Genomic DNA, 22,880 nt, shown 5'->3' on the forward strand with positions numbered 1-22,880 from the left:
CCGTGGCGGGGAAGACCCCCGAGCCCCCACCACGGCCGCTGAAGCTCCTAGGCCAGCCCGGCGCGCTCCAGGGCCTCGCTGCCGGCCCGCAGGGAGGCGAGCCGCTCGTCCAGGGTGAATCCGGCCGGCGACAGGCTGAGCGTGGTGACGCCGGCGGCGGCGTAGGCCTTCATCCGGTCCGCGATGCGGTCGACGGAACCGAGCAGAGTCGTCTTGTCGATGAGGTCCTGCGGGACCGCGGCGGCGGCCCCCTGCTTGTCCCCCGCCAGGTACTTCTGCTGGATCTCGGCGGCTTCCTTCGCGTATCCCATGCGCTGGGCGAGCTGGTTGTAGAAGTTCTGCTTGGCGCTGCCCATGCCGCCGACGTACAGCGCGGTGTACGGCCGGAAGGTGTCGGCGAGCCGGGCCACGTCCTTGTCGTCACCGACGGCGATCGGCAGGGTCGGGCAGACGTCAAAGCCGTCGAGGGTGCTGCCCGCCTTCTCGCGGCCGGCGCGCAGGTACTTGAGGGTGGTCTCCTCGAGGTGTTCTGCGGCGGGGAAGATCAGCAGGGCGCCGTCGGCGATCTCGCCGGTCTGCTCCAGGTTCTTCGGGCCGATCGCGGCGATGTACAGCGGGATGTGCTCGCGCTGCGGGTGCACGGTCAGCTTGATCGGCTTGCCCGGGCCGCCGGGCAGCGGCAGCGTCCAGTGCTCGCCCTCGTAGGTCAGCCGCTCCCGGGTCATGGCCTTGCGTACGATCTCCACGTACTCGCGGGTGCGGGCGAGCGGCTTGTCGAACTTGACCCCGTACCAGCCCTCGGAGACCTGCGGGCCGGACACGCCGAGGCCGAGCCGGAAGCGGCCGCCGGACAGCGAGTCGAGCGTCGCGGCCGTCATCGCGGTCATCGCGGGCTGACGGGCCGGGATCTGGAAGATGGCCGAGCCGACGTCGATGCGCTCGGTCTGTGCGGCGACCCAGCTGAGCACCGTGGCCGCGTCGGAGCCGTAGGCCTCGGCGGCCCAGCACACGGAGAAGCCCAGCCGGTCGGCCTCCTGGGCCACGGCCAGATTGTCCCCGTCCATTCCGGCACCCCAGTAGCCGAGGTTGATCCCGAGCTGCATGGCCGATTCCCCTTACCCATGAGTAACGTCCTTGTCGAGGCGACCCTAGCGCGGGGACGGATGCCGGGGCAGGCACAGGGCACCTGAAAGCACCGTGCCACGGCCCGGCGCGGTTATCCACAGGCCACCCACCGCACCGGTTCTGGCCAGTAATCTCGGCCGCATGGAGCAGAGGCATCTCGGCCGTACCGGCCTGCGCGTGTCCCGGATCGGGCTCGGCACCCTCACCTGGGGCCGGGACACGGACGAGCACGACGCCGCGGACATGCTGAAGGCGTTCTGGGAGGCCGGCGGAACCCTCGTCGACACCGCCGACGTGTACGGCAACGGCGAGGCGGAGTATCTGCTCGGGCAGCTGATGGACGGCCTGGTGCCGCGCCGCGACCTGGTGATCTCCACCAAGGCGGGCAGCGTCCCCGACCCCGACCGCCGCTTCGACGGCTCCCGCGGCCATCTGCTCGCCGCCCTCGACGCCTCGCTCGCCCGCCTGGGCACCGACCACGTCGACGTGTGGCACGTCCACGCCTTCGACCCCGGCACCCCGCTGGAGGAGACCCTCCAGGCCCTGGACATAGCGGTCAGCAGCGGCCGCGCCCGGTACGCGGGCGTCTCCAACTTCTGCGGCTGGCAGCTCGCCAAGGCCGCCACCTGGCAGCTCGCGGCGCCGGGCATCCGCACGCGACTGGCCAGCACGCAGATGGAGTACTCGCTGCTGCAGCGGGGCGTGGAGCGTGAGGTGCTGCCCGCCGCGCTGGATCTCGGCGTCGGCCTGCTGCCTTCCTCCCCGCTCGGCCGGGGCGTACTGACCGGGAAGTACCGGCACACCACCCCGCCGGACTCGCGCGGCGCCTCCGAGCATCTGGCGCCGTTCGTCGAGCCGTACCTGGACGACACGGCGACCCGCATCGTGGACGCGATCACGACGGCCGCCGACGGACTCGCCGTCACCCCGCTCCAGGTGGCCCTCGCCTGGGTCCGGGACCGGCCCGGCGTGGCCGCGCCGATCGTCGGTGCGCGCAACGCGCAGCAGCTCACGGCGGCATTGTCAGTGGAGGCCCTTAGTCTTCCTGACGAGATCTGCCGGGCGCTGGACGATGTGTCGGCGCCCGTGCACCGCTATCCCGATCACGACTGGAGCACGCTGTGAGCACGGAGCCGGAGACCACGGAGGAAGCCGGGCCGGGGACGCCGGACACGCCCGAGGGCCAGAGCAGCACGGGCGCAGGCGAGAGCGCGGGGGGCGACACGGGGACCGAGGAGACCGGCGCCGGCCGGGCCGACGGCGGTGACGGCGCGGGCAGCCCGAGCGGTGCCGGCGCCGAAGCAGCGGCGGGCGCGGGTGGCACCGAGGGCGAAGGCTCAGGCTCCGGCCAGTTGTCCGAGGCCGAGGCCGAGTTGGCTGCGCAGCGGGTCGAGCGGGAGCGGATCGAGCGGCGCAAGGCCGAGAGGAAGGGCCCGATCGAGAGCGGCACCAAGCTCAGCGGCGAGGCGGCCGACCTGCTCGCGGCGGTGCGGGCGGTGGAGAGCGGCGAGAAGCCGGTGGACACGGTGTTCGCCGGGCCCGCGCCGGCGCCGCGCCGCCCGGCCCCGGAGCCCGTACGCCGACCGCAGCCCGCACCCGCATCCGCCGCCGTCGCGCCCGGTGCCCCGGCACCGGAGACGGTGGAGGGTGTGCGCCGGGTGCTGGCGGAGGGCGGCGCGCCCGAGGCCCTGGCTCCCCAGGTGGCCGCGGCGCTCGGCGAGGGCGCCGACGCGACGCTGCGCGAGGACCCCTGGCAGCTGCTGCGGATCAGCGGGGTACGGCCCGACCAGGCCGACGGCTTCGCCAGGGCCCTGCTCGGCGCCGCCTGCGGCCCGGGCGACGAGCGGCGGACTCGCGCGATCACCGTCTGGCTGCTGGAGCAGGCGGCCCTGGCCGGGCACACCGCGCTGGAACTGCCCACGCTCACCGCGGCGCTGGACAAGCAGGGCGTCCCGGACCCGGACGCGGCGGTGCAGAGCACCCTCGCGCAGGGCGAGGCCCTGGCGTTCCAGGACGCTCTGGAGGAACCGGGAGCCGCCCCGCCTCAGGCGGCGGAGGAGGGCGAGGACGAGGAGGAGCGGCCGGTCCGGGTCCTCGTCGGCCTGGAGCGGTACGCACTGGCCGAGGAGAGCCTCGCCGACGGCCTGGCCCGGCTGGTCAACTCGCTGCCCAAGGAGACCGAGCAGGCCTGGCAGGCGGCGGTCGACGCCGTCTCCGGCGGCGCGGCCGAGCTGGTCCGCGCGGTCGCCGGACACGGCCTGGTGCTGCACACCGGCGGGGAGGCGGCCCGCGCCGAACCGGCCGCGCTGCTCGGTGCCGCCCGCACCGCGGGCCTGCGGGCCTTCGCCGTCTGCCACACGCCCGACGGACGCCACCGCCTCGCCGCCCTGCTGGGCGCGGACCCGGCGGAGCACGGCGTGGGCACGGTCGCCGGTCTGCTGTCAGGCGCCGAGGGACCGGGCCGGGACGCGGAAGGCGCGCTGGAACTCGATCTGCTGATCGTGCTGGACGCGCCGCAGCTCGACGTGGAGAGCGCCGCGATGCTGGTGGAGTCGCTGCCCGACGGGGCCCGGCTGGTGCTCAGCGGCGACCCGGCTCTGCTGTGGTCGACCGGACCGGGGCGGGTCTTCGCCGACCTGCTCGCCGCCCGCGTCTGCCCGCAGCTCGCCTCCCGCATCCCGGACCAGGGCCCGATCGGCGAGCTGGTCTCCGGCATCGGCATCGGCGAGCTGAACCAGGTCGCCGCTCCGGGCAAGGAGATCGTCATCGTCCCGGTGCGGGACGCGGGCGAGGCCGTGCACCGGACCGTCCAGCTGGTCGCCGACTCGGTGCCGCGTGCGCTCGGTGTCCCGGCCGACCAGACCGTGGTGATCACCCCGGGGCACGGCGGCGCCGCGGGGACCCGCGCCCTCAACTCCGCGCTGAAGGAGCGCCTCAACCCCGGCCCGGGCCGCTTCGGCGGCTTCGACCCCGGCGACCGGATCGCCTACTCCCCCGCCCCGGGCCGTGCGGTGCCGGGCGTGGTGGTGAAGGCCGACACGGACGGGCTGCACCTGTCGTGCGCGGGTGCCCCGGTGGTCGTACCGCGCGAGCGGGTGGAGGGCGCCCTGCGGCACGGCTGGGCGCTCACCGCGCACCAGGCGGCGGGCACGCGCTGGCCGGCGGCGGTCGTCGTGCTGCCCGGCGACGCCGCGCAGGCGCTCAGCAGACCCTGGGTGTACACGGCCTTCGGCCGCGCCGAGCGGCATCTGTCCGTGGTCCACGGCGTGGAACAGGCCCTGCCGAAGGCGGTGGCGGAGACACCGGCCAAGCCCCGCACGACCCGCCTGCAGTCGCTGCTGCGCACGCAGGTACCCGCATAGGTCGTCCGGATCTCCTTCCGCCGTGACGGCGCTCGGTCACAGCGGCGGAACCCGGCGGTGCCGTGCCGGCCTCAGGCCCACGGCACCGCCGGACACCCTCATCCCCGGGCGCCCTGAACCTGGTCCTCGACCTCGTCCTCGTCCGCTTCCTCGACGAACTCGAGATCTTCGTCCTCGTCCGCTTCCTCGTCGTCCTCGTCGTCGAACACCGCGCTCACATCGAACCGGCACACCACTCCTTGCGGATCGATGTGCTCGAACGGCGCCTCCAGCCACTCCCCCGCCTCGGGGGCCTCGTCCGCCGCGGTGACCCAGAGTGTGGAGTCGCCCTCCTCCAGGCCGAACTCCTTGTGCCGGGAGGCGATCTCGTCCGGTTCGAACTCGCCGAACAGGATGCCCAGCGCGCCCGGAACCGTACCGGCGGCGTCCTCGGCCAGGCCGCCTGCGGCCTCGTACTCCGCCGCCTCGACCCGCTGGGCCTGCGCCAGCAGCCGCTGGGGTTCCGCCACGGCGTAGTCGCGGCGGATCAGCACGCTGATCGCGTTCGGTTCCTCGGGGCCCGCGTACGGCGGCAGCTCCTCGGCACCGGGGATCTCGAAGGGCGTGACCTCGTCGTAGCGGTCGTAGAGCAGCTCGTCGTACGCCTCGGCGGCCGCGGCCAGCTCGTTGAACGCCTCCAGGACGGCCGGGTCGTCCTCACCCGACCTGCGTTCGACCGCGGCCAGATGACGGTCGAGCGCGGTCTTGATCGCCTCGGCGGCGGCGCGTACCTCGGCAGCGGTGGGCTGCGCAGCATCAGACATAGTGCAGACGCTATCCGTACCGGGCCCCAGCCCGCACAATAGATGCGATGCCGGAATACGAATTTGTCGACGTGTACGTGCCTCGCGGGGTGTCCCGCAAGGAGGCCACTCGTATGCTGACGGACCATGCCGAGTACGGACACTGGGAGTTGGACCGACTGAGCCTGCTGCGCGACGGCAGCCGCAGGGTGCGGTTGCGCCGGCGGATCATCCGCCAGGTGCGTGCCACATGGTGAGGTCGGTCACCTGACGGAGCGGGCCCCGCCGGTCTGGCAGGACCCGCTCCGGTTCCGGCCCGGCGTACCCGGGCCGGCTACGCGCTCGCCCGCGCCTTGCGGTAGAGGACCGCGCCCGCGAGCAGCGCACCTGCGCCGACCGGCAGCGCGAGGCCCAGCGGCAGATCGCTTCCCGTGTGCGCGAGCTGGGCGTTGCCCAGGGGCTGGGCCGAGCGGCCGCCCGACTGCTTGACCTGGCTGGACCCGTGGGGCCCCTGGGGCGTGTGACCGCCCCGGCCGGGCGGGGTCGTCGGATTCCCCGGGTGGCTCGGCTTACCGGGGTGGCCGGGATGACCCGGGTGACCAGGATGACCCGGGTGACCAGGGTGTCCGGGGTGGCCCGGGTGACCAGGGTGTCCGGGGTGGCCCGGCTGACCCGGCGGGTTGCTGCGGCCGCCGCCCGGCGGCTGACCGTGGTGCTCGCCGCCTCCGTTGGCGCAGTCGTTGCCCATGGTGGCGTTGCCGGCCCCGATGACGTTCACGCTGTTGCCGCAGACGTTCACCGGGGCGTCGATCGGCACCTGCACGGTGTTGCCGGAGCCGACGCCGGGCGAGCCGCCGGTGTGGCCGCCCGCGTGCGAGCCGCCGGAGCCCGCCGAAGTGCCGCCGTGGTTGGCGCATGCATTGCCCACGGCCGGGTTGAGCAGCCCGACGACGTTCACGCTGTTGCCGCAGACGTTCACCGGGGCGTCGATCGGCACCTGCACGGTGTTGCCGGAGCCGACGCCGGGCGAGCCGCCGGTGTGGCCGCCCGCGTGCGAGCCGCCGGAGCCCGCCGAAGTGCCGCTGTGGTTGGCGCATGCATTGCCCACGGCCGGGTTGAGCAGCCCGACGATGTTCACGGTGTTGCCGCAGACGTTCACCGGCACGTGCACCGGTGCCTGCACGACGTTGCCGGACAGTACGCCGGGTGAGCCGACGGCGGCGCCGGACGCGCCCGCGTCGGCGTGGGCGTAGCCGCTCGCGGCGGCGATCACACCGGTCGCGGCGGCCATGGTCATCAGGCCCTTGCGGGTGCTCTGTCGCATGGTGGGTTCCCCCCTGCCTTCGTTTCGGTTCTTCGAATCCCCGAGACCGGGTCCGAATGCGTGTGAAAAGACCGGTCGGCCTCGGAGCGCATGGCGCGCGCTACGAGGCCGACGGCTCGTGGAAGACGCCCCCTCGGGACCAACGCCCCCTCAGGGAGCCGACGTCAGTGGTTGACGCAGGTGTTGCCGAAGGCGGGGTTCAGGAGCCCGATCACGTTGACCGTGTTGCCGCAGACGTTCACCGGCACGTGCACGGGCACCTGGATGACGTTGCCGGAGACGACGCCCGGGGACTGCACGGCGGCTCCCTGGGCACCGGAGTCGGCGACGGCGAGGCCCGCGCCCGCGAGAACCAGCCCACCGGTGGCAGCCGCAGCAGCGACGACCTTCTTGATCATTCTTCCTCCTTGTTGGCAATGCGATCCCAAGGTGCGGGATCGCATCACCTGTAACGAGGAGGGAGTAATGGGGCTACGAGCTTATGGTCGCATTCACCCTTCTCAGTCGGTCTCGTACGACTGCCCGAATCCCCAGGGCCACGGCCTGACCACGCGTCCCGCCTTGGCCCGGGGGCTCACGACGCGTCGATGAACCGGTCGAGCACCCGCACGCCGAACTGCAGCCCGTCCACCGGCACCCGCTCGTCCACGCCGTGGAACATGCCGGCGAAGTCCAGCTCCGGCGGCAGCTTCAGCGGGGCGAAGCCGAAGCCGCGGATGCCGAGGTCGTCGAAGGACTTGGCGTCGGTGCCGCCGGAGAGCATGTAGGGGATCGCCTTGGCGGTGGGGTCCTCGGCGACGAGTGCGGACTGCATGGCCTCCACCAGTGCCCCGTCGAACCCGGTCTCGACCGCCTTGTCGGTGTGCACGTCCTCGCGCCGCACATGGGGTCCGAGCAGCCGGTCGAGGTCGCCGAGGAACTCCTCCTCGTAGCCCGGCAGGAAGCGCCCGTCGATGTGTGCGGTGGCCTCGCCCGGGATGACGTTGACCTTGTAGCCGGCGCTCAGCTGGGTGGGGTTGGCGGTGTTGCTGAGGGTGGCGCCGATGAACTTGGCGATGCCGCCGAGCCGGACGAGGGTGGACTCCATGTCCTCCGGGTCCAGCTCGGTACCGAGCGCGTCGCCGAGCTCATCGAGGAACGCCCGGGTGGTCTTGGTGACCCGCACCGGGAACTTGTGCCGGCCGACGCGGGCCACGGCCTCGGACAGCTCGGTGATGGCGTTGTCGCGGTGGATCATCGAACCGTGCCCGGCGGTGCCGGCCACGGTCAGCTTCATCCAGTGCATGCCCTTCTCGGCCGTCTGGATCAGATAGAGCCGGCGCTGCTCGTTCACGGTGAACGAGAACCCGCCGACCTCGCTGATCGCCTCGGTGACGCCCTCGAACAGCTCGGGGTGGCGGTCGACCAGGTGGCGGGCGCCGTACGTGCCGCCCGCCTCCTCGTCGGCGAGGAAGGCGAGCACGATGTCCCGCGGGGGCCGCCGCCCGCTCCGGAGCCGGTCGCGCACGACCGCGAGGGTCATGGCGTCCATGTCCTTCATGTCGACGGCCCCGCGCCCCCACACGCACCCGTCGGCGACCTCGCCGGAGAACGGGTGGTGGGTCCAGTCGATGGCATTGGCCGGTACGACGTCCAGATGGCCGTGGATCAGCAGCGCGGGCCGGGACGGGTCCTCCCCCTCGATGCGGGCCACCGTCGAGGCGCGGCCCGGGTGCGACTCGAAGATCTCCGGTTCGAGACCGACCTCGGCGAGCTTCTCGGCGACCCACTCGGCGGCCTGGCGCTCGCCGGGGCCGGAGTGGTCGCCGTAGTTGCTGGTGTCGAATCGGATCAGCTCGCGGCAGAGGTCCACGACCTCGTCCTCGCCGGTGACGCTCCTGGCCGTGTCCGTCTCGCTCACGTGCTTCCTCCCGCGCTGTCGCTGCTGGTGGTCGTCCTCATCCTCCCTCTCCCCCGCCCGCGGCCCAAGACCGGTCCCGGCCCGTCACACACCGTTCACGGGCGGCCGGCGCCGCAGGCGGGGGGTGATCAGCCACCCTCGAAAGCCTGGTAATGTTTCCTTCGTCGCCGCGAGGGAAACCCCGCCGAAAGGGTTCCCCGAGCACTACAGACACCTTGTCCGGGTGGCGGAATGGCAGACGCGCTAGCTTGAGGTGCTAGTGCCCTTTATCGGGCGTGGGGGTTCAAGTCCCCCCTCGGACACCAGTGAGGGCCCCTGCTCAGCAGGGGCCCTTCGCTTTGCCCGCGAGTAGACGCGGAAGACCCAACCATCCCGGCACACCCCCTCCTTGACGGTGTGTGAGGCATGTCTCGCCCGGCGTGAGGATCGGCAGGTCAGGGCCCCGAAGTCGCGGTAGGCCAGTCACCCGAACGGCCCTCTCGGGCGGCCGGACGAAGGGAGTGGACCCTAACGTCGTACTAATATTTCCGGCTTGTCACTCAGCCGGACACGACGTGAGGACCCGATGGCAGCCATAGACGAGAGCAGCGCTCTCGGCCTGCTCGACGAAGAGATCCGCACGCAGTTCGGCGACCTGGCGCGCTTCTCCGCCGGGCCCGCCGCCTCGCCGCGCACGCTGGTCGACGTCTTCGAGGCGACCGTGCGGTCCCATCCGGACGAGCCGGCGCTGGACGACGGTACGACGTGCCTGAGCTACCGCGCGCTGGCCGGCGAGGTGGAGCGGCTGCGGCGGCGGCTCGCCGGTGCGGGCGTCGGGCTCGGGGACCGGGTCGGTGTGCGGGTGCCCTCGGGGACCAACGAGCTGTACGTCGCCGTCCTCGCCGTCCTCGCCGTCGGTGCCGCCTATGTCCCCGTCGACGCCGAGGACCCGGACGAGCGGGCCGACCTGGTGTTCGGGGAGGCAAAGGTGCGGGCCGTCATCGGGGCCGGGCACACCATCACCGTCCAGGGCACCTCCGGCTCCCCCGCGGCGCGGCCCGGCATCGAGCACGACGCCTGGATCATCTTCACCTCGGGGTCCACCGGGAAGCCCAAGGGTGTCGCCGTCACGCATCGCAGCGCCGCCGCGTTCGTGGACGCCGAGGCGGCCCTGTTCCTCACGGAGGAGCCGATCGGGCCCGGCGACCGGGTCATGGCCGGACTCTCCGTCGCCTTCGACGCCTCCTGCGAGGAGATGTGGCTGGCCTGGCGGTACGGCGCCTGTCTGGTGCCCGTGCCCCGGTCGCAGGTCAGGAGCGGTGCCGATCTCGGGCCCTGGCTGGTCGAGCAGGAGATCACCGTCGTCTCGACCGTTCCGACGCTGGCCGCGCTGTGGGAGCCGGAGACACTCAACGACGTACGGCTGCTGATCTTCGGCGGCGAGGCCTGCCCGCCCGAACTGGCGCAGCGCCTGGTCATCGAGGGACGCGAGGTGTGGAACACCTACGGGCCGACCGAGGCGACCGTCGTGGCCTGTGCGGCACTGCTGACCGGTGCCGAGCCCATCCGGATCGGGCTGCCGCTCGACGGCTGGGAGCTGGCCGTCGTCGACGAGGCCGGTGAGCCGGTGCCCATGGGCGGCAGCGGGCAGCTCGTGATCGGCGGGGTCGGGCTCGCGCGGTATCTCGATCCCGGGAAGGACGCCGAGAAGTACGCGCCGCTGCACTCGCTGGGCTGGGAGCGGGCCTATCGCAGTGGTGACCTGGTCAGGGCCGAGCCCGAGGGGCTGATCTTCCTGGGCCGGGCCGACGAGCAGATCAAGCTCGGCGGGCGGCGGATCGAGCTCGGTGAGGTGGACGCCGCGCTGCAGGCCCTGCCCGGGGTCGCCGGGGCCGCGGCCGCCGTGCGCACCGCCCGCGGCGGCAATCAGCTTCTCGTCGGTTACGTGGTCACCCAGGACGGCTGGGACCATGCGGGCGCCGTGGAGAGGCTGCGGGCCGAGCTGCCCGCCGCGCTGGTGCCGCTGCTCGCGCCCGTCGCCGAGCTGCCGACCCGGACGTCCGGCAAGGTGGACCGAAACGCCCTCCCGTGGCCCCTGGAGGGCGTCGAAGCGCCCAAGGCCGAGCTGTACGGCACCGAGGCCTGGCTGGCCGAGCAGTGGGCCGAGGTGCTGGGCATCCCGGTGACCGGCGCGTCCGACGACTTCTTCGCGATCGGCGGCGGCTCGCTGGCCGCCGCCCAGCTCACCACCCGGCTGCGCACCCGCTACCCGAGCGCCGCCGTCCTCGACATCTACCAGCAGCCGACCCTGCGCAAGCTGGCCCGGCGGCTGGAGGCCTCGGCGCAGGACGACGGCGGGGCCCGCACGATCGCGCCGGTTCCGGTCCGCGCCCAGGCCGTCCAGCTCCTGCTGCTGCTTCCGCTGGTCACCCTGCTCGGGCTGCGCTGGACGGTGGTCCTGGCCGCCGCCGGGAACCTGCTGCCCGGCTACTCCTGGCTGCCGACCGCCCCCTGGTGGCTGCTCGCGGCCGCCGCGCTGCTGTTCTTCACCCCGCCCGGCCGGATCGCGCTCGCGGCGGGCGGGTCGCGGCTGCTGCTGCGGGGCGTGCAGCCCGGCCGGTACCCGCGCGGCGGCAGCGTGCATCTGCGGCTGTGGACGGCCGAGCGGCTGGCCGAGTTCAGCGGGGCCACCTCGCTGACCGGGTCCTGGCTGGAGCGGTACGCGCGGGCGCTGGGCGCGAAGGTCGGGCCCGAGGTGGACCTGCACTCGCTGCCGCCGGTCACCGGCATGCTCAAGCTGGGCCGGGGCGCGGCCGTGGAGTCCGAGGTCGATCTGTCCGGGCACTGGCTGGACGGCGACCGGCTGGAGATCGGCCCGGTCAAGGTCGGCGCGCACGCCACCGTCGGCACCCGCAGCATGCTCTTCCCGGGCGCCCGCGTCGGCAAGCGGGCCGAGGTGGCTCCCGGCTCGGCGGTCGGCGGGCAGGTCCCGACCGGCCAGCGCTGGGCGGGCGCGCCCGCGGTCAAGCTCGGCAGGGCCAAGCGCAACTGGCCGAAGGAGCGGCCGCAGCGGGGCACGTACTGGCGGGTGATGTACGGCGTCACCGGATTCGCGCTGAGCGCGCTGCCGCTGCTCGCGGGGGCGGCCGCGCTGCTGGTCGCCCGGGTCTTCGTGACACCCGGAGGCTCGCTCACCAAGGCGTTGCGCGGAGCGGCTCTCGGGCTGGTGCCGGCCACGCTCGCCTACGGGCTGGCGTACGCGCTGCTGATCCTGGTCGCCGTACGCGTGCTGGGTCTGGGGCTGCGCGAGGGCACGTATCCGACGCACAGCCGGGTGGGCTGGCAGGCGTGGACCGTGACGCAGCTGATGGACCGGTCCCGGGAAACGCTGTTCCCGCTGTACGCGGGGCTGGTCACGCCGGTGTGGCTACGGCTGCTGGGCATGCGGATCGGGCGCCGCGCCGAGGTGTCGACGGTGCTCGCGCTGCCGAGCCTGACCACGGTCGGCGACGGGGCGTTCCTGGCGGACGACACGCTGACGGCGCCGTACGAGCTGGGCGGCGGCTGGGTGCGGATCGGGCGTGCGGAGATCGGGCGGCGGGCCTTCCTGGGGAACTCCGGGATGACCGGGCCGGGCCGGAGCGTGCCGGACGGCGGTCTGGTCGGCGTGCTGTCGGCGACGCCGAAGAAGGCGAAGAAGGGCACCTCGTATCTGGGGCTGCCGCCGGTGAAGCTGCCGCGCAGTGCGGCCGGCGGGGATCAGAGCCGTACCTTCGAGCCGCCGGCCCGGCTGCTGTGGGCGCGCGGTCTGGTGGAGCTGTGCCGGATCGTGCCGGTGCTGTGTTCGGCGGCGCTGGCCGCGGCGACGGTGGCGGCGCTGTGTGCGCTGGGGCCGTGGGCCTGGGCCCTGTCGGGGGCGGTGCTGCTCGGGGCGGGTGTGGTCGCGGCGGTCGTCTCGGTCGTCGCGAAGTGGCTGCTCGTGGGGCGGCACCGGGCCGGGGAGCATCCGCTGTGGAGTTCCTTCGTGTGGCGGAACGAACTGGCGGACACGTTCGTCGAGGTGCTGGCGGTGCCGTGGCTGGCCGGGGCCGTGCCGGGGACGCCGGTGCTGACGGCGTGGCTGCGCGGGCTCGGCGCGCGCATCGGCAGGGGCGTGTGGGTGGAGAGCTACTGGCTGCCGGAGACGGACCTGGTGACCCTTCAGGACGCGGCGACCGTCAACCGTGGCTGTGTGCTGCAGACACACCTCTTCCACGACCGGATCTTGCGGACGGATACTGTGGTCCTCCGTGAGGGCGCCACGCTGGGCCCTGGCGGCATCGTGCTGCCCGGCAGCACGGTCGGGGCCCGTACGACCCTGGGGCCCGCGTCGCTCGTCATGGCCGCGGAGTCCGTCCCGGACGACACCCGCTGGCTCGGCAATCCGATCGAGGCATGGCGTCCCTGAGCGCGGGCCACTCGGTTCCGGCCCCGGCACCCAGTGGTGGCACAGCGCAGGGAGCGGACACAGCAGTGGCAGTTCAGCAGTCGGCCGGACGGGACCCGTACTTCCCGGACAACGGTGACGCCCGGTACCGGGTGCACCGCTACGAACTCGCGCTGGACTACCGCCCCGGCCCGAACCGGCTGTCCGGCACGGCCCGGATCAACGCCATAGCGGGACCGGCGCCGCTCACCGAGTTCCAGCTCAACCTGGCGGGCTTCAGGATCGGCCGGGTCCGGGTGGACGGCCGGCAGCCGCACTTCACGCACCGCGGCGGACGGCTGCGGATCCGCCTGGCCAAGCCCGTCCGGGCCGGTGCTGCGTTCACGGTGGAGGTCCAGTGGTCCGGCAACCCCAAGCCGGTGGCCAGCCCGTGGGGCGGGCTGGGCTGGGAGGAGCTGGCCGACGGGGCGCTGGTGGCGAGCCAGCCGATCGGGGCGCCGTCCTGGTACCCGTGCAACGACCGGCCCGCCGACAAGGCCTCCTATCTGATCTCGGTCACCGTCCCGTCCGCGTACGCGGTCGTCACGGGCGGGCGCCTGCTGACCCGTACGACGAAGGCCTCGACGACGACCTGGGTGTACGAGCAGTCCGCGCCCACGTCCAGCTATCTCGTGGGCCTGGCGATCGGCCGGTTCCAGACGGTGCTGCTGGGCGACCCCGGCCCGGGGGGCGTGCCGCAGCACGGGCACATCCCGGCGCGGCTGCTGCCGGAGTTCTCCCGGGACTTCGCGCGGCAGCCCGCGATGATGGAGCTGTTCCAGGAGCTGTTCGGGCCGTACCCGTTCGACGGTTACGCGGTCGCGGTGACCGAGGAGGAGCTCGATGTGCCGGTCGAGGCACAGGGATTGTCGCTGTTCGGCTCCAACCACGTGGACGGCGCCCGGGGTTCGGAGCGGCTGGTGGCGCACGAGCTGGCGCACCAGTGGTTCGGCAACTGCGTGACCATCGCCGACTGGCGGCACATCTGGCTGAACGAGGGCTTCGCCAAGTACGCGGAATGGCTGTGGTCCGAGCGCTCGGGCGGCCGCAGCGCGCAGCAACTGGCCGCGGCGGCACACCGGTTGCTGGCCACGCTGCCGCAGGACCTCAGGCTGGCCGATCCGGGCCGCAAGGCGATGTTCGACGACCGGCTCTACGAGCGGGGCGGCCTGGCCCTGCACGCGGTGCGCTGCGCGCTGGGTGACGACGCGTTCTTCCGCATGCTGCGCGGCTGGGTGCGGCTGCACCGGAACGGGTCGGTGACGACGGAGGCGTTCACCGGGCACGTGGCCCGGTTCGCTCAGGAGCCGCTCGACGGGCTGTTCCAGGAGTGGGTGCACGAGGCGAAGCTGCCGTCACTGCCGGTGCTCGGGGGAGTTTCCTAGACTTGAAGGGTGGCCCGGCCCAACGACGAGGTCGAGGCGCTCCTGCGGGAGTACGCGGACCTCATCGCGATCACCGGAGGCGACGCCTTCAAGGCGCGCGCCTACGAGAAGGCGGCGCGTGCCATCGGCGGGTATCCGGCCGACATCTCCAAGCTGGACGAGGGCGGCCTGAAGGAGATCCCGAACGTGGGGAAGTCGATCGCCGACAAGGTGGCCGAGTACCTGCGCACCGGGAAGATGGCGGTCGTCGAGGAGCGCCGGGCGAAGATCCCCGCCGGGGTCCGGGAGCTGATCACGATCCCCACGCTGGGCCCGAAGAAGGCGCTGCGGCTCTACGAGGACCTGCACATCTCGTCGGTGAACGAGCTGGCCGCGGCGATCGAGGCGGACGCGCTGGCCGATCTGAAGGGCTTCGGCGAGAAGACGCAGGACAACATCCGGCACGGCATCGAGCTGCTGCAGCGGGCGGGCGCCCGGGTGCCGCTGTCGCTGGCCCTGGACACCGCCGAGGAGATCGTCGCGGAGCTGTCCGCGGTGACCGGGTGCAAGCGCTGCGCGTACGCCGGGTCGCTGCGCCGGATGCGGGAGACCGTAGGGGATCTGGACGTCCTGGTCGCGGCGAAGAAGTCGGAGCCGTTCATGGCGGCGCTGTGCGAGCTGCCGGCCACCGCGGAGGTCATCGCGCGGGGCTCGAAGAAGACGTCGATCCGCACGGGCAAGGGGCTCCAGGTGGATCTGCGGGTGGTGCCGCCGGAGTCGTGGGGTGCCGCGCTCCAGTACTTCACCGGCTCGAAGGCGCACAACATCCGTACTCGCACCGTCGCCGTGCACCAGGGTCTGAAGCTGTCCGAGTACGGCCTGTTCGACGCCGAGAGCGGGGACTCGCTGGCCTCCCGCACCGAGGAGGAGGTGTACGCCCGGCTCGGGCTGCCGTGGATCGAACCGACGCTGCGGGAGGACCGCGGGGAGATCGAGGCGGCCCTGAACGACGGGCTGCCCGAGGTGGTCACCGAGAAGGACATCCGCGGTGACCTGCACACCCACACCGACCTCACCGACGGTCTCGCCCCGCTGGAGGAGATGGTGGCGGCGGCCGCCGAGCGGGGTCACAAGTACTACGCGGTCACCGACCACGCGCCCAACCTGTACATGCAGCGCATGACCGACGAGAAGATCCTCGCCCAGCGGGAGCGGGTGCGGGAGCTGGACGGCACCCGTCACAGGATGCGGCTGCTGCACGGCACGGAGCTCAACATCGACCCGGACGGCTCGGTGGACTGGCCCGAGGAGTTCCTGGCCGGCTTCGACCTGTGCGTGGCCTCGCTGCACTCGCACTTCGACCTGGACCGCGAGGCCATGACCCGGCGGCTGGTGCGGGCCTGCGAGAACCCGTACGTCAACATCATCGGGCATCCGACGACGCGGCTGATCGGCAAGCGGCCGGGCGTCGACGCCGACTGGGACGAGGTGTTCGCGGCCTGCGCGCGCACCGGCACCGCGCTGGAGGTCAACGCCCAGCCGGACCGTCTCGACCTGCGCGACGAGGACATCCTGCGCGCCCGGGAGCAGGGCGTGAAGTTCGCCGTGAACAGCGACGCGCACTCCGTCCCGCACCTCGCGCAGCTGCGCTACGGCGTCGGCACCGCGCAGCGCGGCTGGCTCACCGGGGAGGACGTGATCAACACCTGGCCGCTGACCCGGCTGCGGCGGTTCCTGCAGAAGGGCCGCAAGGGCGGGTGAGGGGCGTCATTCCCGGTCCAGCCACAGGGGTGACAGGTCCTCCTCGGTGTCCGCCGCTCCCACCGCCTTGATGTCCCCGTCCGCGGCGCGCAGCAGCCTGCGGCCCATGGCGACCAGGGCGCGTCCGGCGGCGAGTTCGTCGCCTATCTCCGGTACATCGGGGTCGTAGGGGTTGCGGCGGGCCTCCGCGTGGCTCTCCAGGACGTTGTCGCCGGTGTCCAGGACGATCCGGGCGGTGGTGTCCGGGTCGTGCTCGGAGAGGTACAGGTTCAGCCGCCACTCCTTGACGGTCGGAGGACGGCTGGTCACGGGTCGGGTCATGGTCCGCCTCCCTGGGCTGCACTGCCCTTCCACTGTGCACCCCGCCCGGGACGAACGCCTCCCCTGGTGCGGGCACAATGATGGCCATGACCTCGCGCACCTGCCCGTGTGGACTCCCCCAGCCCTACGACGCCTGCTGCGGCCGTTTCCACTCGGGGGCCGCGAGCGCGCCGACCGCTGAACTGCTCATGCGCTCGCGGTACAGCGCGTTCGTGAAGGGGGACGCGGGGTATCTGATGCGCACCTGGCATCCGCGGACCCGGCCCGGGCGGCTGGACCTCGACCCGCCGATGAAGTGGACGGGACTGGAGATCCTCGGCACCACCGACGGGTCCGCCTTCCACAGCACGGGCACGGTGACCTTCCGCGCCTCCTACCGGGGCGGCTCGCTGCACGAGCGGAGCCGGTTCGAGCGGGTCGACGGGGCGTGGGTGTACGTGGACGGGGACTTCCTGGACTGAGACCTGCGCGAACAACCCGAACTAGGGCGCCAGGATGTCCAGTTCGTGCAGGGCGCCCACGGTGATCTCCCTGGTCAGCTGTTCGGCGCGGGTCGCATCGCCCGCGCGGACCGCCTCCGCCACCTGCACATGCAGGGTGACCGCCGCCGGGTCGGGGTCCTCGAACATGACCTCGTGATGGGTGCGGCCGGCCAGCACCTCCGCGACGACGTCGCCGAGCCGGGCGAACATCTCGTTGCCCGAGGCGTTCAGGATGACCCGGTGGAAGGCGATGTCGTGGACCAGGTACGCCTCCAGCTTGTGGCCGCGTGAGTTGGCCACCATGCCGAGCGCGCACTCGGTGAGTTCGGCGCACTGCTGAGCCGTGGCGTGCTTGGCGGCGAGGCCGGCCGCGACCGGTTCGATCGCGGAGCGCAGCACGGTCAGCGAGCGCAGTTGGTGCGGGCGGTCGGCGCCGGCCAGGCGCCAGCGGATGACCTGCGGGTCGTAGACGTTCCACTCGGACTTGGGGCGGACCGTCACCCCCACTCTGCGGCGGGACTCGACCAGGTGCATGGATTCGAGCACCCGGACCGCTTCCCGCATCACGGAGCGTGACACCTCGAAGTGCTGTGCCAGCTCGTCGGTGCGCAGCACGCTGCCCGGCGGGTACTCGCCCGCGGTGATCGCGGGGCCGAGGGTGTCCAGTACATGGCCGTGCAGCCCCCGGCCCGGTGTGGTCATGCACTCAGCGTACGGCGTGGATCACCGACGGAAAAAGTCAGACTTATATGTCACAGAGTCTTGAATTCGTCGTACCTAATGGGTTTCAGTGTGGCGACGCCGCTGCGGCGTCGGATGTCGAGGAAGACAGCGAGGCAGTAATGCGAACCCCCCAGGTCGTCGTCGTGATGGGCGTCGCGGGGACGGGCAAGACCACGATCGGTCCCTTGCTCGCCGCGCGGCTGGGCGTCCCGTACGCCGAGGGCGACGACTTCCACCCGCAGGCCAACATCGACAAGATGTCGGCCGGGGTCCCGCTCGACGACACCGACCGTTGGCCCTGGCTGGACGCCATCGGTCACTGGGCGCACGGGCGGGCCGGACTGGGCGGGGTGGTCAGCAGCTCGGCGCTGAAGCGGTCGTACCGCGACCGGCTTCGGGCCGCCGCTCCCGGAGTGGTGTTCGTGCACCTCTCCGGCGACCGGAAGCTGATCGAGGACCGGATGACACAGCGGCAGGGGCACTTCATGCCGACCGCGCTGCTGGACTCCCAGTTCGCGACGCTGCAGCCCCTGGAGCCGGACGAGGCGGGAGTCGCCGTGGATGTCAGCGGCAGCCCCGAGGAGATCACCGAGCGTGCCGTGAAGGCACTCGAAGCGCTTCCCGACACCACCGCGTAGCACTCACCCCCGTCCCCCCGTAACGCAAGGGAACCCCCGTGACCAGACTCAGCGTCGAGATGCTGGCAGCGGACACACCTCCGCCGATCACCTCCGCCGGACACGCCCAGCTGGGCATCGCGGTGCTGGTGGGCATCGCCGTGATCGTCCTGCTCATCACCAAGTTCAAGCTCCATGCCTTCCTGGCGCTGACCATCGGGTCACTGGCGCTCGGGGCGGTCGCCGGAGCGCCGCTCGACAAGGCCATCACCAGCTTCACCACCGGGCTCGGCACCACCGTGGCCGGCGTGGGCGTCCTGATCGCGCTCGGGGCGATCCTGGGCAAGCTCCTCGCCGACTCCGGTGGCGCGGACCAGATCGTCGACACGATCCTCGCCAAGGCCGGCGGGCGCGCCATGCCCTGGGCGATGGTGCTCATCGCCTCCGTGATCGGCCTGCCGCTGTTCTTCGAGGTCGGCATCGTGCTGCTGATCCCGGTCGTGCTGATGGTCGCCAAGCGCGGCAACTACTCCCTGATGCGCATCGGCATCCCGGCGCTCGCCGGTCTGTCCGTGATGCACGGTCTGATCCCGCCGCACCCCGGCCCGCTGGTCGCGATCGACGCGGTCAAGGCCAACCTGGGCGTGACCCTGGCGCTGGGCATCCTGGTCGCCATCCCGACGGTGATCATCGCGGGTCCGCTGTTCTCCAAGGTCGCCGCCCGCTGGGTGGACGTCCAGGCGCCCGACCGGATGCTGCCGCAGCGCGCCTCGGACGAGCTGGAGCGCCGTCCCGGCTTCGGCGCGACGCTCGCCACCGTGCTGCTGCCGGTGGTGCTGATGCTCGCCAAGGCGCTGGTGGACATCGTCGTCGACGACCCCACGAACATGAACCAGCGGGTCTTCGACATCATCGGCTCCCCGCTGATCGCGCTGCTCGCCGCCGTGATCGTCGGCTTCTTCACGCTGGGCCGGCCCGCCGGCTTCAGCAAGGAGCGGCTGCAGCAGACCGTCGACAAGGGCCTGATGCCCATCGCCGGCATCCTGCTGATCGTGGGCGCGGGCGGCGGCTTCAAGCAGACGCTGATCGACTCCGGTGTGGGCCACATGATCCTGGACATATCCAAGAGCTGGTCGATCCCGGCACTGCTGCTGGCCTGGCTGATCGCGGTCGCGATCCGGCTGGCCACGGGTTCGGCGACGGTGGCGACGGTCTCGGCGGCGGGCCTGGTGGCTCCCCTCGCGGCCGGCATGTCGACCACCCACACCGCCCTCCTGGTCCTGGCCATCGGCGCCGGCTCGCTCTTCTTCAGCCATGTCAACGACGCCGGCTTCTGGCTGGTGAAGGAGTACTTCGGGCTGAGCGTCGGGCAGACCGTCAAGACCTGGTCGGTGATGGAGACGATCATCTCGGTGGTCGCCGGCGGTCTGGTGCTGCTGCTGTCACTGGTCATATAGGAGCGGTACGACGATGACGGCTCACCCTCTCTTCGACATCAGCGGCCGCACCGCCCTGGTCACGGGCTCCAGCCGGGGCATCGGCCTCGCGCTGGCCCGGGGCCTGGCCGAGGCCGGCTGCACGGTGGTCCTCAACGGGCGCGACCCGGACCGGCTGGCAAAGGCCGCGTCCGAACTTCCCGGCGACCGGGTCCGTACGGCGGTGTTCGACGTGACCGACGGACCGGCCGTGGCCGCCGGCATCGCGGACGTCGAGGAGCGGGTGGGCCCGCTCGACATCCTCGTCAACAACGCGGGCATGCAACTGCGCGCCCCGCTGCTGGAGTTCACCGACGCCGACTGGCACCGGATCCTGGGCACCAACCTCACCAGTGCGTTCCTCGTCGGCCGCGAGGCCGCCCGGCGGATGACGGAACGCGGCCACGGCAAGATCGTCAACATTTGCTCGCTGCAGAGCGAGGTGGTCCGGCCCGGCATCGCGCCATACGCCGCCACCAAGGGCGCGCTGAAGATGCTCACCAAGGGCATGTGCGCGGACTGGGGGCCGTACGGCGTCCAGGTCAACGGCCTGGGCCCCGGCTACATCGAGACCGAGCTGACCCGGCCGCTGGTGGCGGACGAGGAGTTCAGCGCCTGGGTCCGCCGGCGCACCCCGGCGGGCCGCTGGGGCCGCACCCGGGACCTGGTGGGCGCCCTGCTCTTCCTCGCCTCACCGGCCTCCGACTTCATGGGCGGACAGATCCTGTACGTCGACGGCGGAATGACGAGCGTGCTCTGAAGGGGGCTGCGGGGATGCTTGGTTGTGTGATCCACGGCGCGGGCGAGCTGCGGGTGCAGGAGCTGCCGGTGCCCGAACCCGGGCCCGGCGAGGCCGTGGTGGCCGTCCGCTACGGCGGGGTGTGCGGCTCCGACCTGCACTACTGGCGGCACGGCGGCGTCGGGGACTTCCGGCTCCGGGAGCCGATGGTGCTCGGGCACGAGGTGGTGGGCACGGTGGTGTCGTACGGCGCCGGGGCCGGCGGTCCCAAGCCGGGTACGGCCGTCGCCGTGCACCCTGCGACCCCGTGCGGGCGCTGCCCGGAGTGCGCCGACGGGCGGGCGAACGTGTGCCGGGACACCCGGTATCTGGGCAGCGCGGCCCGCTTTCCGCATGTCCAGGGCGGCTTCGCCGAGCGGATCGCCGTACCGGCCGGTCAGCTACGGGCGCTGCCGGACGGGCTCGGGCTGCGGCGGGCCGCGCTCGCCGAGCCGCTGTCGGTCGCGCTGCACGCGGTGCGGCGGGCCGGGGACCTGTCCGGCCGGCATGTGCTGGTGACCGGGGCGGGGCCGATCGGGTGCCTGGTGGTCGCGGCGGCGAAGGCGGCGGGCGCGGCACGGGTGACGGTGACGGATCCGGTGCCGGAGGCGCTGGGTCACGCCGCCGCGGCCGGCGCCGACACGCTCGTACGGGCCGACGATCCCGGTGATGCCGGATGGCCGGTCGAGGTGGACGCGGCCGTCGAGGCGTCGGGGGTCGCGGCCGGGCTGGACACCTGTCTGCGGCGGGTGCGGCGCGGCGGTGTGGTCGTACAGCTCGGGATGCTGCCGCCGGGGCAGTCGCCGTTCGCCGGGAACCTGCTGGTGAGCCGGGAGATCGAGCTGCGGGGGGCGTTCCGGTTCGACGCCGAGTTCGACGACGCGCTGGAACTGCTGGCCGCACGGGACCAGTTCGACGGGCTGGTCAGCGCGGTGGTTCCGGTGCGGGACGCTGCCGCTGGGTTTGCGCTGGCCGCTGACAGGAGCCGGTCCTGCAAGGTGCTGCTGGACTTCGGGAACTAGGGCCGCCACAGCGGGTGTTCCCGCTTCGCCCACTCCCTGCTCACCGTCCCGGTGCGCAGGCCCCGTCTCGCCTCCGGATCGCCCAGGGCCATGCCGATGTGGCCGGCCAGGACCACGCCGATGGTCAGGGCGAGCCAGTCGTGGACGAAGGTCGCCGAGGTGCGCCACACCAGCGGGGCGAGGTGGGTGAACCACATCAGCAGGCCGGTGCCGAGCATGACCAGGGTGGCGCCGGCGATCCAGGCGGCGTAGACCTTCTGGCCGGCGTTGAACTTGCCCGCCGGGCGGGAGGAGCGGCGTTTGTCGCGGACCAGCGCGGCGCGCAGCCATACCTTGTCGTGCGGGCCGAAGCGGTTTAGGAAGCGCAGGTCGGCGCGGAAGGCGCGGGAGGCGAGGCCCAGCAGGACCGGCACGGGGAGGGCGAGCCCGGCGCACTCGTGGACGCGGACGACCAGTTCCCGGCGGCCGACTATCACCGCCAGCTCGGGGATGTAGAGCACGGCCGCCGTGACCACGCAGATCCCCATCAGCGCGGCCGTCGTGCGGTGGACCCAGCGTTGGACCGGGCCGAAGCGGCGGATTCGGGCGCTCGGCGGGGCCGGGGTGTCAGTTCGTAGGCTCATCGGTCCGTCCGTTCGACCGGCCGACCCAGGCGTCGACGTCGTAGCCGAGGCGCTCCCAGTAGCCGGGCTCGACGCTGTCGGTGACCGTGATGCCGGAGAGCCACTTGGCCGACTTGTAGAAGTACATGGGGGCGACGTAGAGGCGGACCGGGCCGCCGTGGTCGTGGGAGATGTCCTTGTCCTGCATGCGCAGGGCCACCAGGACGTCCGGCCGGCGGGCCTGGTCGAGGGTGAGGCTCTCGGTGTAGGTGCCGTCGAAGCAGGTGAAGTGGATCGCCTTCGCACCGGAACGGACCCCGGCCGCGTCCAGGAGGTGGGAGAGGCGTACGCCCTCGAAGGGGGTGCCGGGGACTCGCCAGCCGGTGACGCACTGGACGTCCTTGACCAGCCGGGTCTGCGGCAGGGCGCGCAGATCGGCCAGGGTGTAGGTGTGCGGGCGGTCGACCAGGCCGCCGATCTTCAGGTGGTAGTCGGTGGCGTTCAGACGCGGCACCGACGCGGCGACGGAGTAGTAGCGGAAGCCGCCGCCGTTGGGCAGCAGGCCGGTCAGGCCCGTGGGGTCCTTGCCGGCCACCGAGCCGAGGAAGCCCTCCAGGCCGCGTTGCAGCGAGGGCGCGGCGACCACGCCTAGCGCGCCCAGGCCGAGGGTGCCGAGGAAGACCCGGCGGCCGATGGGCTTGCCGTCCCGCTCCTCGGATTGTTCAGAGTTCACGCGTTCATTCGAGCACTCGGGGCCCGAGGGGGCCAGGGGATCCGGTCAGTGGTCAGGGTTCTGTA

Annotated in this window: 20 protein-coding genes and 1 tRNA gene; 12 read left to right on the plus strand and 9 right to left on the minus strand. The window is 72.5% G+C overall.

From position 1 onward, the window contains the following. Positions 1–47: 47 nt before the first annotated feature. Complete coding sequence (locus tag ACFYOH_RS17420; protein ID WP_388626421.1) at positions 48–1,103, minus strand: LLM class F420-dependent oxidoreductase; 1,056 nt, start codon at positions 1,101–1,103, stop codon at positions 48–50. 163 nt (positions 1,104–1,266) lie between these two features. On the opposite strand from ACFYOH_RS17420, the gene ACFYOH_RS17425 reads away from it, so the two are divergent. Then, complete coding sequence (locus ACFYOH_RS17425; protein WP_388626423.1) at positions 1,267–2,250, plus strand: aldo/keto reductase; 984 nt, start codon at positions 1,267–1,269, stop codon at positions 2,248–2,250. Then, a complete protein-coding gene (locus tag ACFYOH_RS17430; protein ID WP_388626425.1) occupies positions 2,247–4,487 on the plus strand; it encodes a helix-hairpin-helix domain-containing protein in 2,241 nt (746 codons plus the stop codon). The genes ACFYOH_RS17425 and ACFYOH_RS17430 overlap by 4 nt, the downstream gene beginning before the upstream one ends. 98 nt (positions 4,488–4,585) lie before the next feature. Here ACFYOH_RS17430 and ACFYOH_RS17435 read toward each other — a convergent pair whose 3' ends face one another. Continuing rightward, positions 4,586–5,290: a hypothetical protein gene (locus tag ACFYOH_RS17435; RefSeq protein ID WP_388626427.1), complete on the minus strand. Its 705-nt coding sequence runs from the start codon at positions 5,288–5,290 to the stop codon at positions 4,586–4,588. A gap of 47 nt (positions 5,291–5,337) precedes the next feature. On the opposite strand from ACFYOH_RS17435, the gene ACFYOH_RS17440 reads away from it, so the two are divergent. Next, positions 5,338–5,526, plus strand: coding sequence for a DUF5703 family protein (locus ACFYOH_RS17440; protein WP_388626428.1), 189 nt, complete (start codon positions 5,338–5,340; stop codon positions 5,524–5,526). Positions 5,527–5,603: 77 nt separating this feature from the next. Here ACFYOH_RS17440 and ACFYOH_RS17445 read toward each other — a convergent pair whose 3' ends face one another. The 3 genes from ACFYOH_RS17445 to ACFYOH_RS17455 form a co-directional block, all read right to left on the minus strand. Next, positions 5,604–6,593 carry a chaplin gene (locus ACFYOH_RS17445; RefSeq protein ID WP_388626429.1) on the minus strand — a complete coding sequence of 330 codons (990 nt, stop codon included), beginning with the start codon at positions 6,591–6,593 and terminating at the stop codon, positions 5,604–5,606. 164 nt (positions 6,594–6,757) lie between these two features. Further along, the gene (chpH, locus tag ACFYOH_RS17450; protein ID WP_388626431.1) at positions 6,758–6,991 is read right to left on the minus strand and encodes a chaplin ChpH; all 234 of its coding nucleotides are present in this window, start codon (positions 6,989–6,991) and stop codon (positions 6,758–6,760) included. A 176-nt stretch (positions 6,992–7,167) separates the two neighbouring features. After that, entirely contained in the window at positions 7,168–8,493 is a 1,326-nt protein-coding gene (locus ACFYOH_RS17455; protein WP_388626433.1) for a M20/M25/M40 family metallo-hydrolase, read from the minus strand. Positions 8,494–8,710: 217 nt separating this feature from the next. On the opposite strand from ACFYOH_RS17455, the gene ACFYOH_RS17460 reads away from it, so the two are divergent. The 4 genes from ACFYOH_RS17460 (at position 8,711) to polX (ending at position 16,062) form a co-directional block, all read left to right on the plus strand. After that, positions 8,711–8,798, plus strand: a tRNA-Leu gene (locus tag ACFYOH_RS17460). Between the two features lie 260 nt (positions 8,799–9,058). Further along, on the plus strand, positions 9,059–12,919 hold the full coding sequence (locus ACFYOH_RS17465) for a Pls/PosA family non-ribosomal peptide synthetase (protein WP_388626435.1): 3,861 nt from the start codon (positions 9,059–9,061) through the stop codon (positions 12,917–12,919). A gap of 65 nt (positions 12,920–12,984) precedes the next feature. Continuing rightward, positions 12,985–14,322 carry a M1 family metallopeptidase gene (locus tag ACFYOH_RS17470; protein ID WP_388626436.1) on the plus strand — a complete coding sequence of 446 codons (1,338 nt, stop codon included), beginning with the start codon at positions 12,985–12,987 and terminating at the stop codon, positions 14,320–14,322. 9 nt (positions 14,323–14,331) lie between these two features. Beyond that, positions 14,332–16,062 carry a DNA polymerase/3'-5' exonuclease PolX gene (polX, locus tag ACFYOH_RS17475; RefSeq protein ID WP_388626438.1) on the plus strand — a complete coding sequence of 577 codons (1,731 nt, stop codon included), beginning with the start codon at positions 14,332–14,334 and terminating at the stop codon, positions 16,060–16,062. 6 nt (positions 16,063–16,068) lie between these two features. On the opposite strand, the gene ACFYOH_RS17480 is transcribed toward polX, so the two are convergent. Continuing rightward, positions 16,069–16,383, minus strand: a complete 315-nt coding sequence (locus ACFYOH_RS17480; protein ID WP_388626439.1) for a dsRBD fold-containing protein — start codon at positions 16,381–16,383, stop codon at positions 16,069–16,071. Between the two features lie 86 nt (positions 16,384–16,469). Between ACFYOH_RS17480 and ACFYOH_RS17485 the strand changes: the two genes are divergently transcribed. Continuing rightward, entirely contained in the window at positions 16,470–16,844 is a 375-nt protein-coding gene (locus tag ACFYOH_RS17485) for a YchJ family protein (protein WP_388626441.1), read from the plus strand. A gap of 21 nt (positions 16,845–16,865) precedes the next feature. Here the strand turns inward: ACFYOH_RS17485 and ACFYOH_RS17490 are convergent, their stop codons facing one another. Next, positions 16,866–17,567: a FadR/GntR family transcriptional regulator gene (locus ACFYOH_RS17490; RefSeq protein WP_388626443.1), complete on the minus strand. Its 702-nt coding sequence runs from the start codon at positions 17,565–17,567 to the stop codon at positions 16,866–16,868. 140 nt (positions 17,568–17,707) lie between these two features. Between ACFYOH_RS17490 and ACFYOH_RS17495 the strand changes: the two genes are divergently transcribed. The 4 genes from ACFYOH_RS17495 to ACFYOH_RS17510 are packed head-to-tail and all read left to right on the plus strand — an operon-like array spanning position 17,708 to position 21,480. Beyond that, entirely contained in the window at positions 17,708–18,226 is a 519-nt protein-coding gene (locus tag ACFYOH_RS17495) for a gluconokinase (protein WP_388626445.1), read from the plus strand. A 38-nt stretch (positions 18,227–18,264) separates the two neighbouring features. After that, positions 18,265–19,662, plus strand: a complete 1,398-nt coding sequence (locus tag ACFYOH_RS17500; protein ID WP_388626446.1) for a GntP family permease — start codon at positions 18,265–18,267, stop codon at positions 19,660–19,662. A gap of 13 nt (positions 19,663–19,675) precedes the next feature. Next, on the plus strand, positions 19,676–20,440 hold the full coding sequence (locus ACFYOH_RS17505; RefSeq protein ID WP_388626447.1) for an SDR family oxidoreductase: 765 nt from the start codon (positions 19,676–19,678) through the stop codon (positions 20,438–20,440). 14 nt (positions 20,441–20,454) lie between these two features. Continuing rightward, the gene (locus ACFYOH_RS17510; protein WP_388626449.1) at positions 20,455–21,480 is read left to right on the plus strand and encodes an L-idonate 5-dehydrogenase; all 1,026 of its coding nucleotides are present in this window, start codon (positions 20,455–20,457) and stop codon (positions 21,478–21,480) included. Here the strand turns inward: ACFYOH_RS17510 and ACFYOH_RS17515 are convergent. Both ACFYOH_RS17515 and ACFYOH_RS17520 read right to left on the minus strand, forming a co-directional pair. Beyond that, complete coding sequence (locus ACFYOH_RS17515; protein WP_388626451.1) at positions 21,477–22,103, minus strand: cytochrome b/b6 domain-containing protein; 627 nt, start codon at positions 22,101–22,103, stop codon at positions 21,477–21,479. The genes ACFYOH_RS17510 and ACFYOH_RS17515 overlap by 4 nt on opposite strands. Next, positions 22,087–22,815 (minus strand): molybdopterin-dependent oxidoreductase, encoded by a 729-nt coding sequence (locus tag ACFYOH_RS17520; protein ID WP_388626453.1) that lies wholly within the window; start codon positions 22,813–22,815, stop codon positions 22,087–22,089. The genes ACFYOH_RS17515 and ACFYOH_RS17520 overlap by 17 nt, the downstream gene beginning before the upstream one ends. Between the last annotated feature and the right edge of the window lie 65 nt (positions 22,816–22,880).

The sequence above is a fragment of the Streptomyces sp. NPDC007856 genome, assembly GCF_042868225.1.
In the GTDB taxonomy this organism is placed as follows: domain Bacteria; phylum Actinomycetota; class Actinomycetes; order Streptomycetales; family Streptomycetaceae; genus Streptomyces.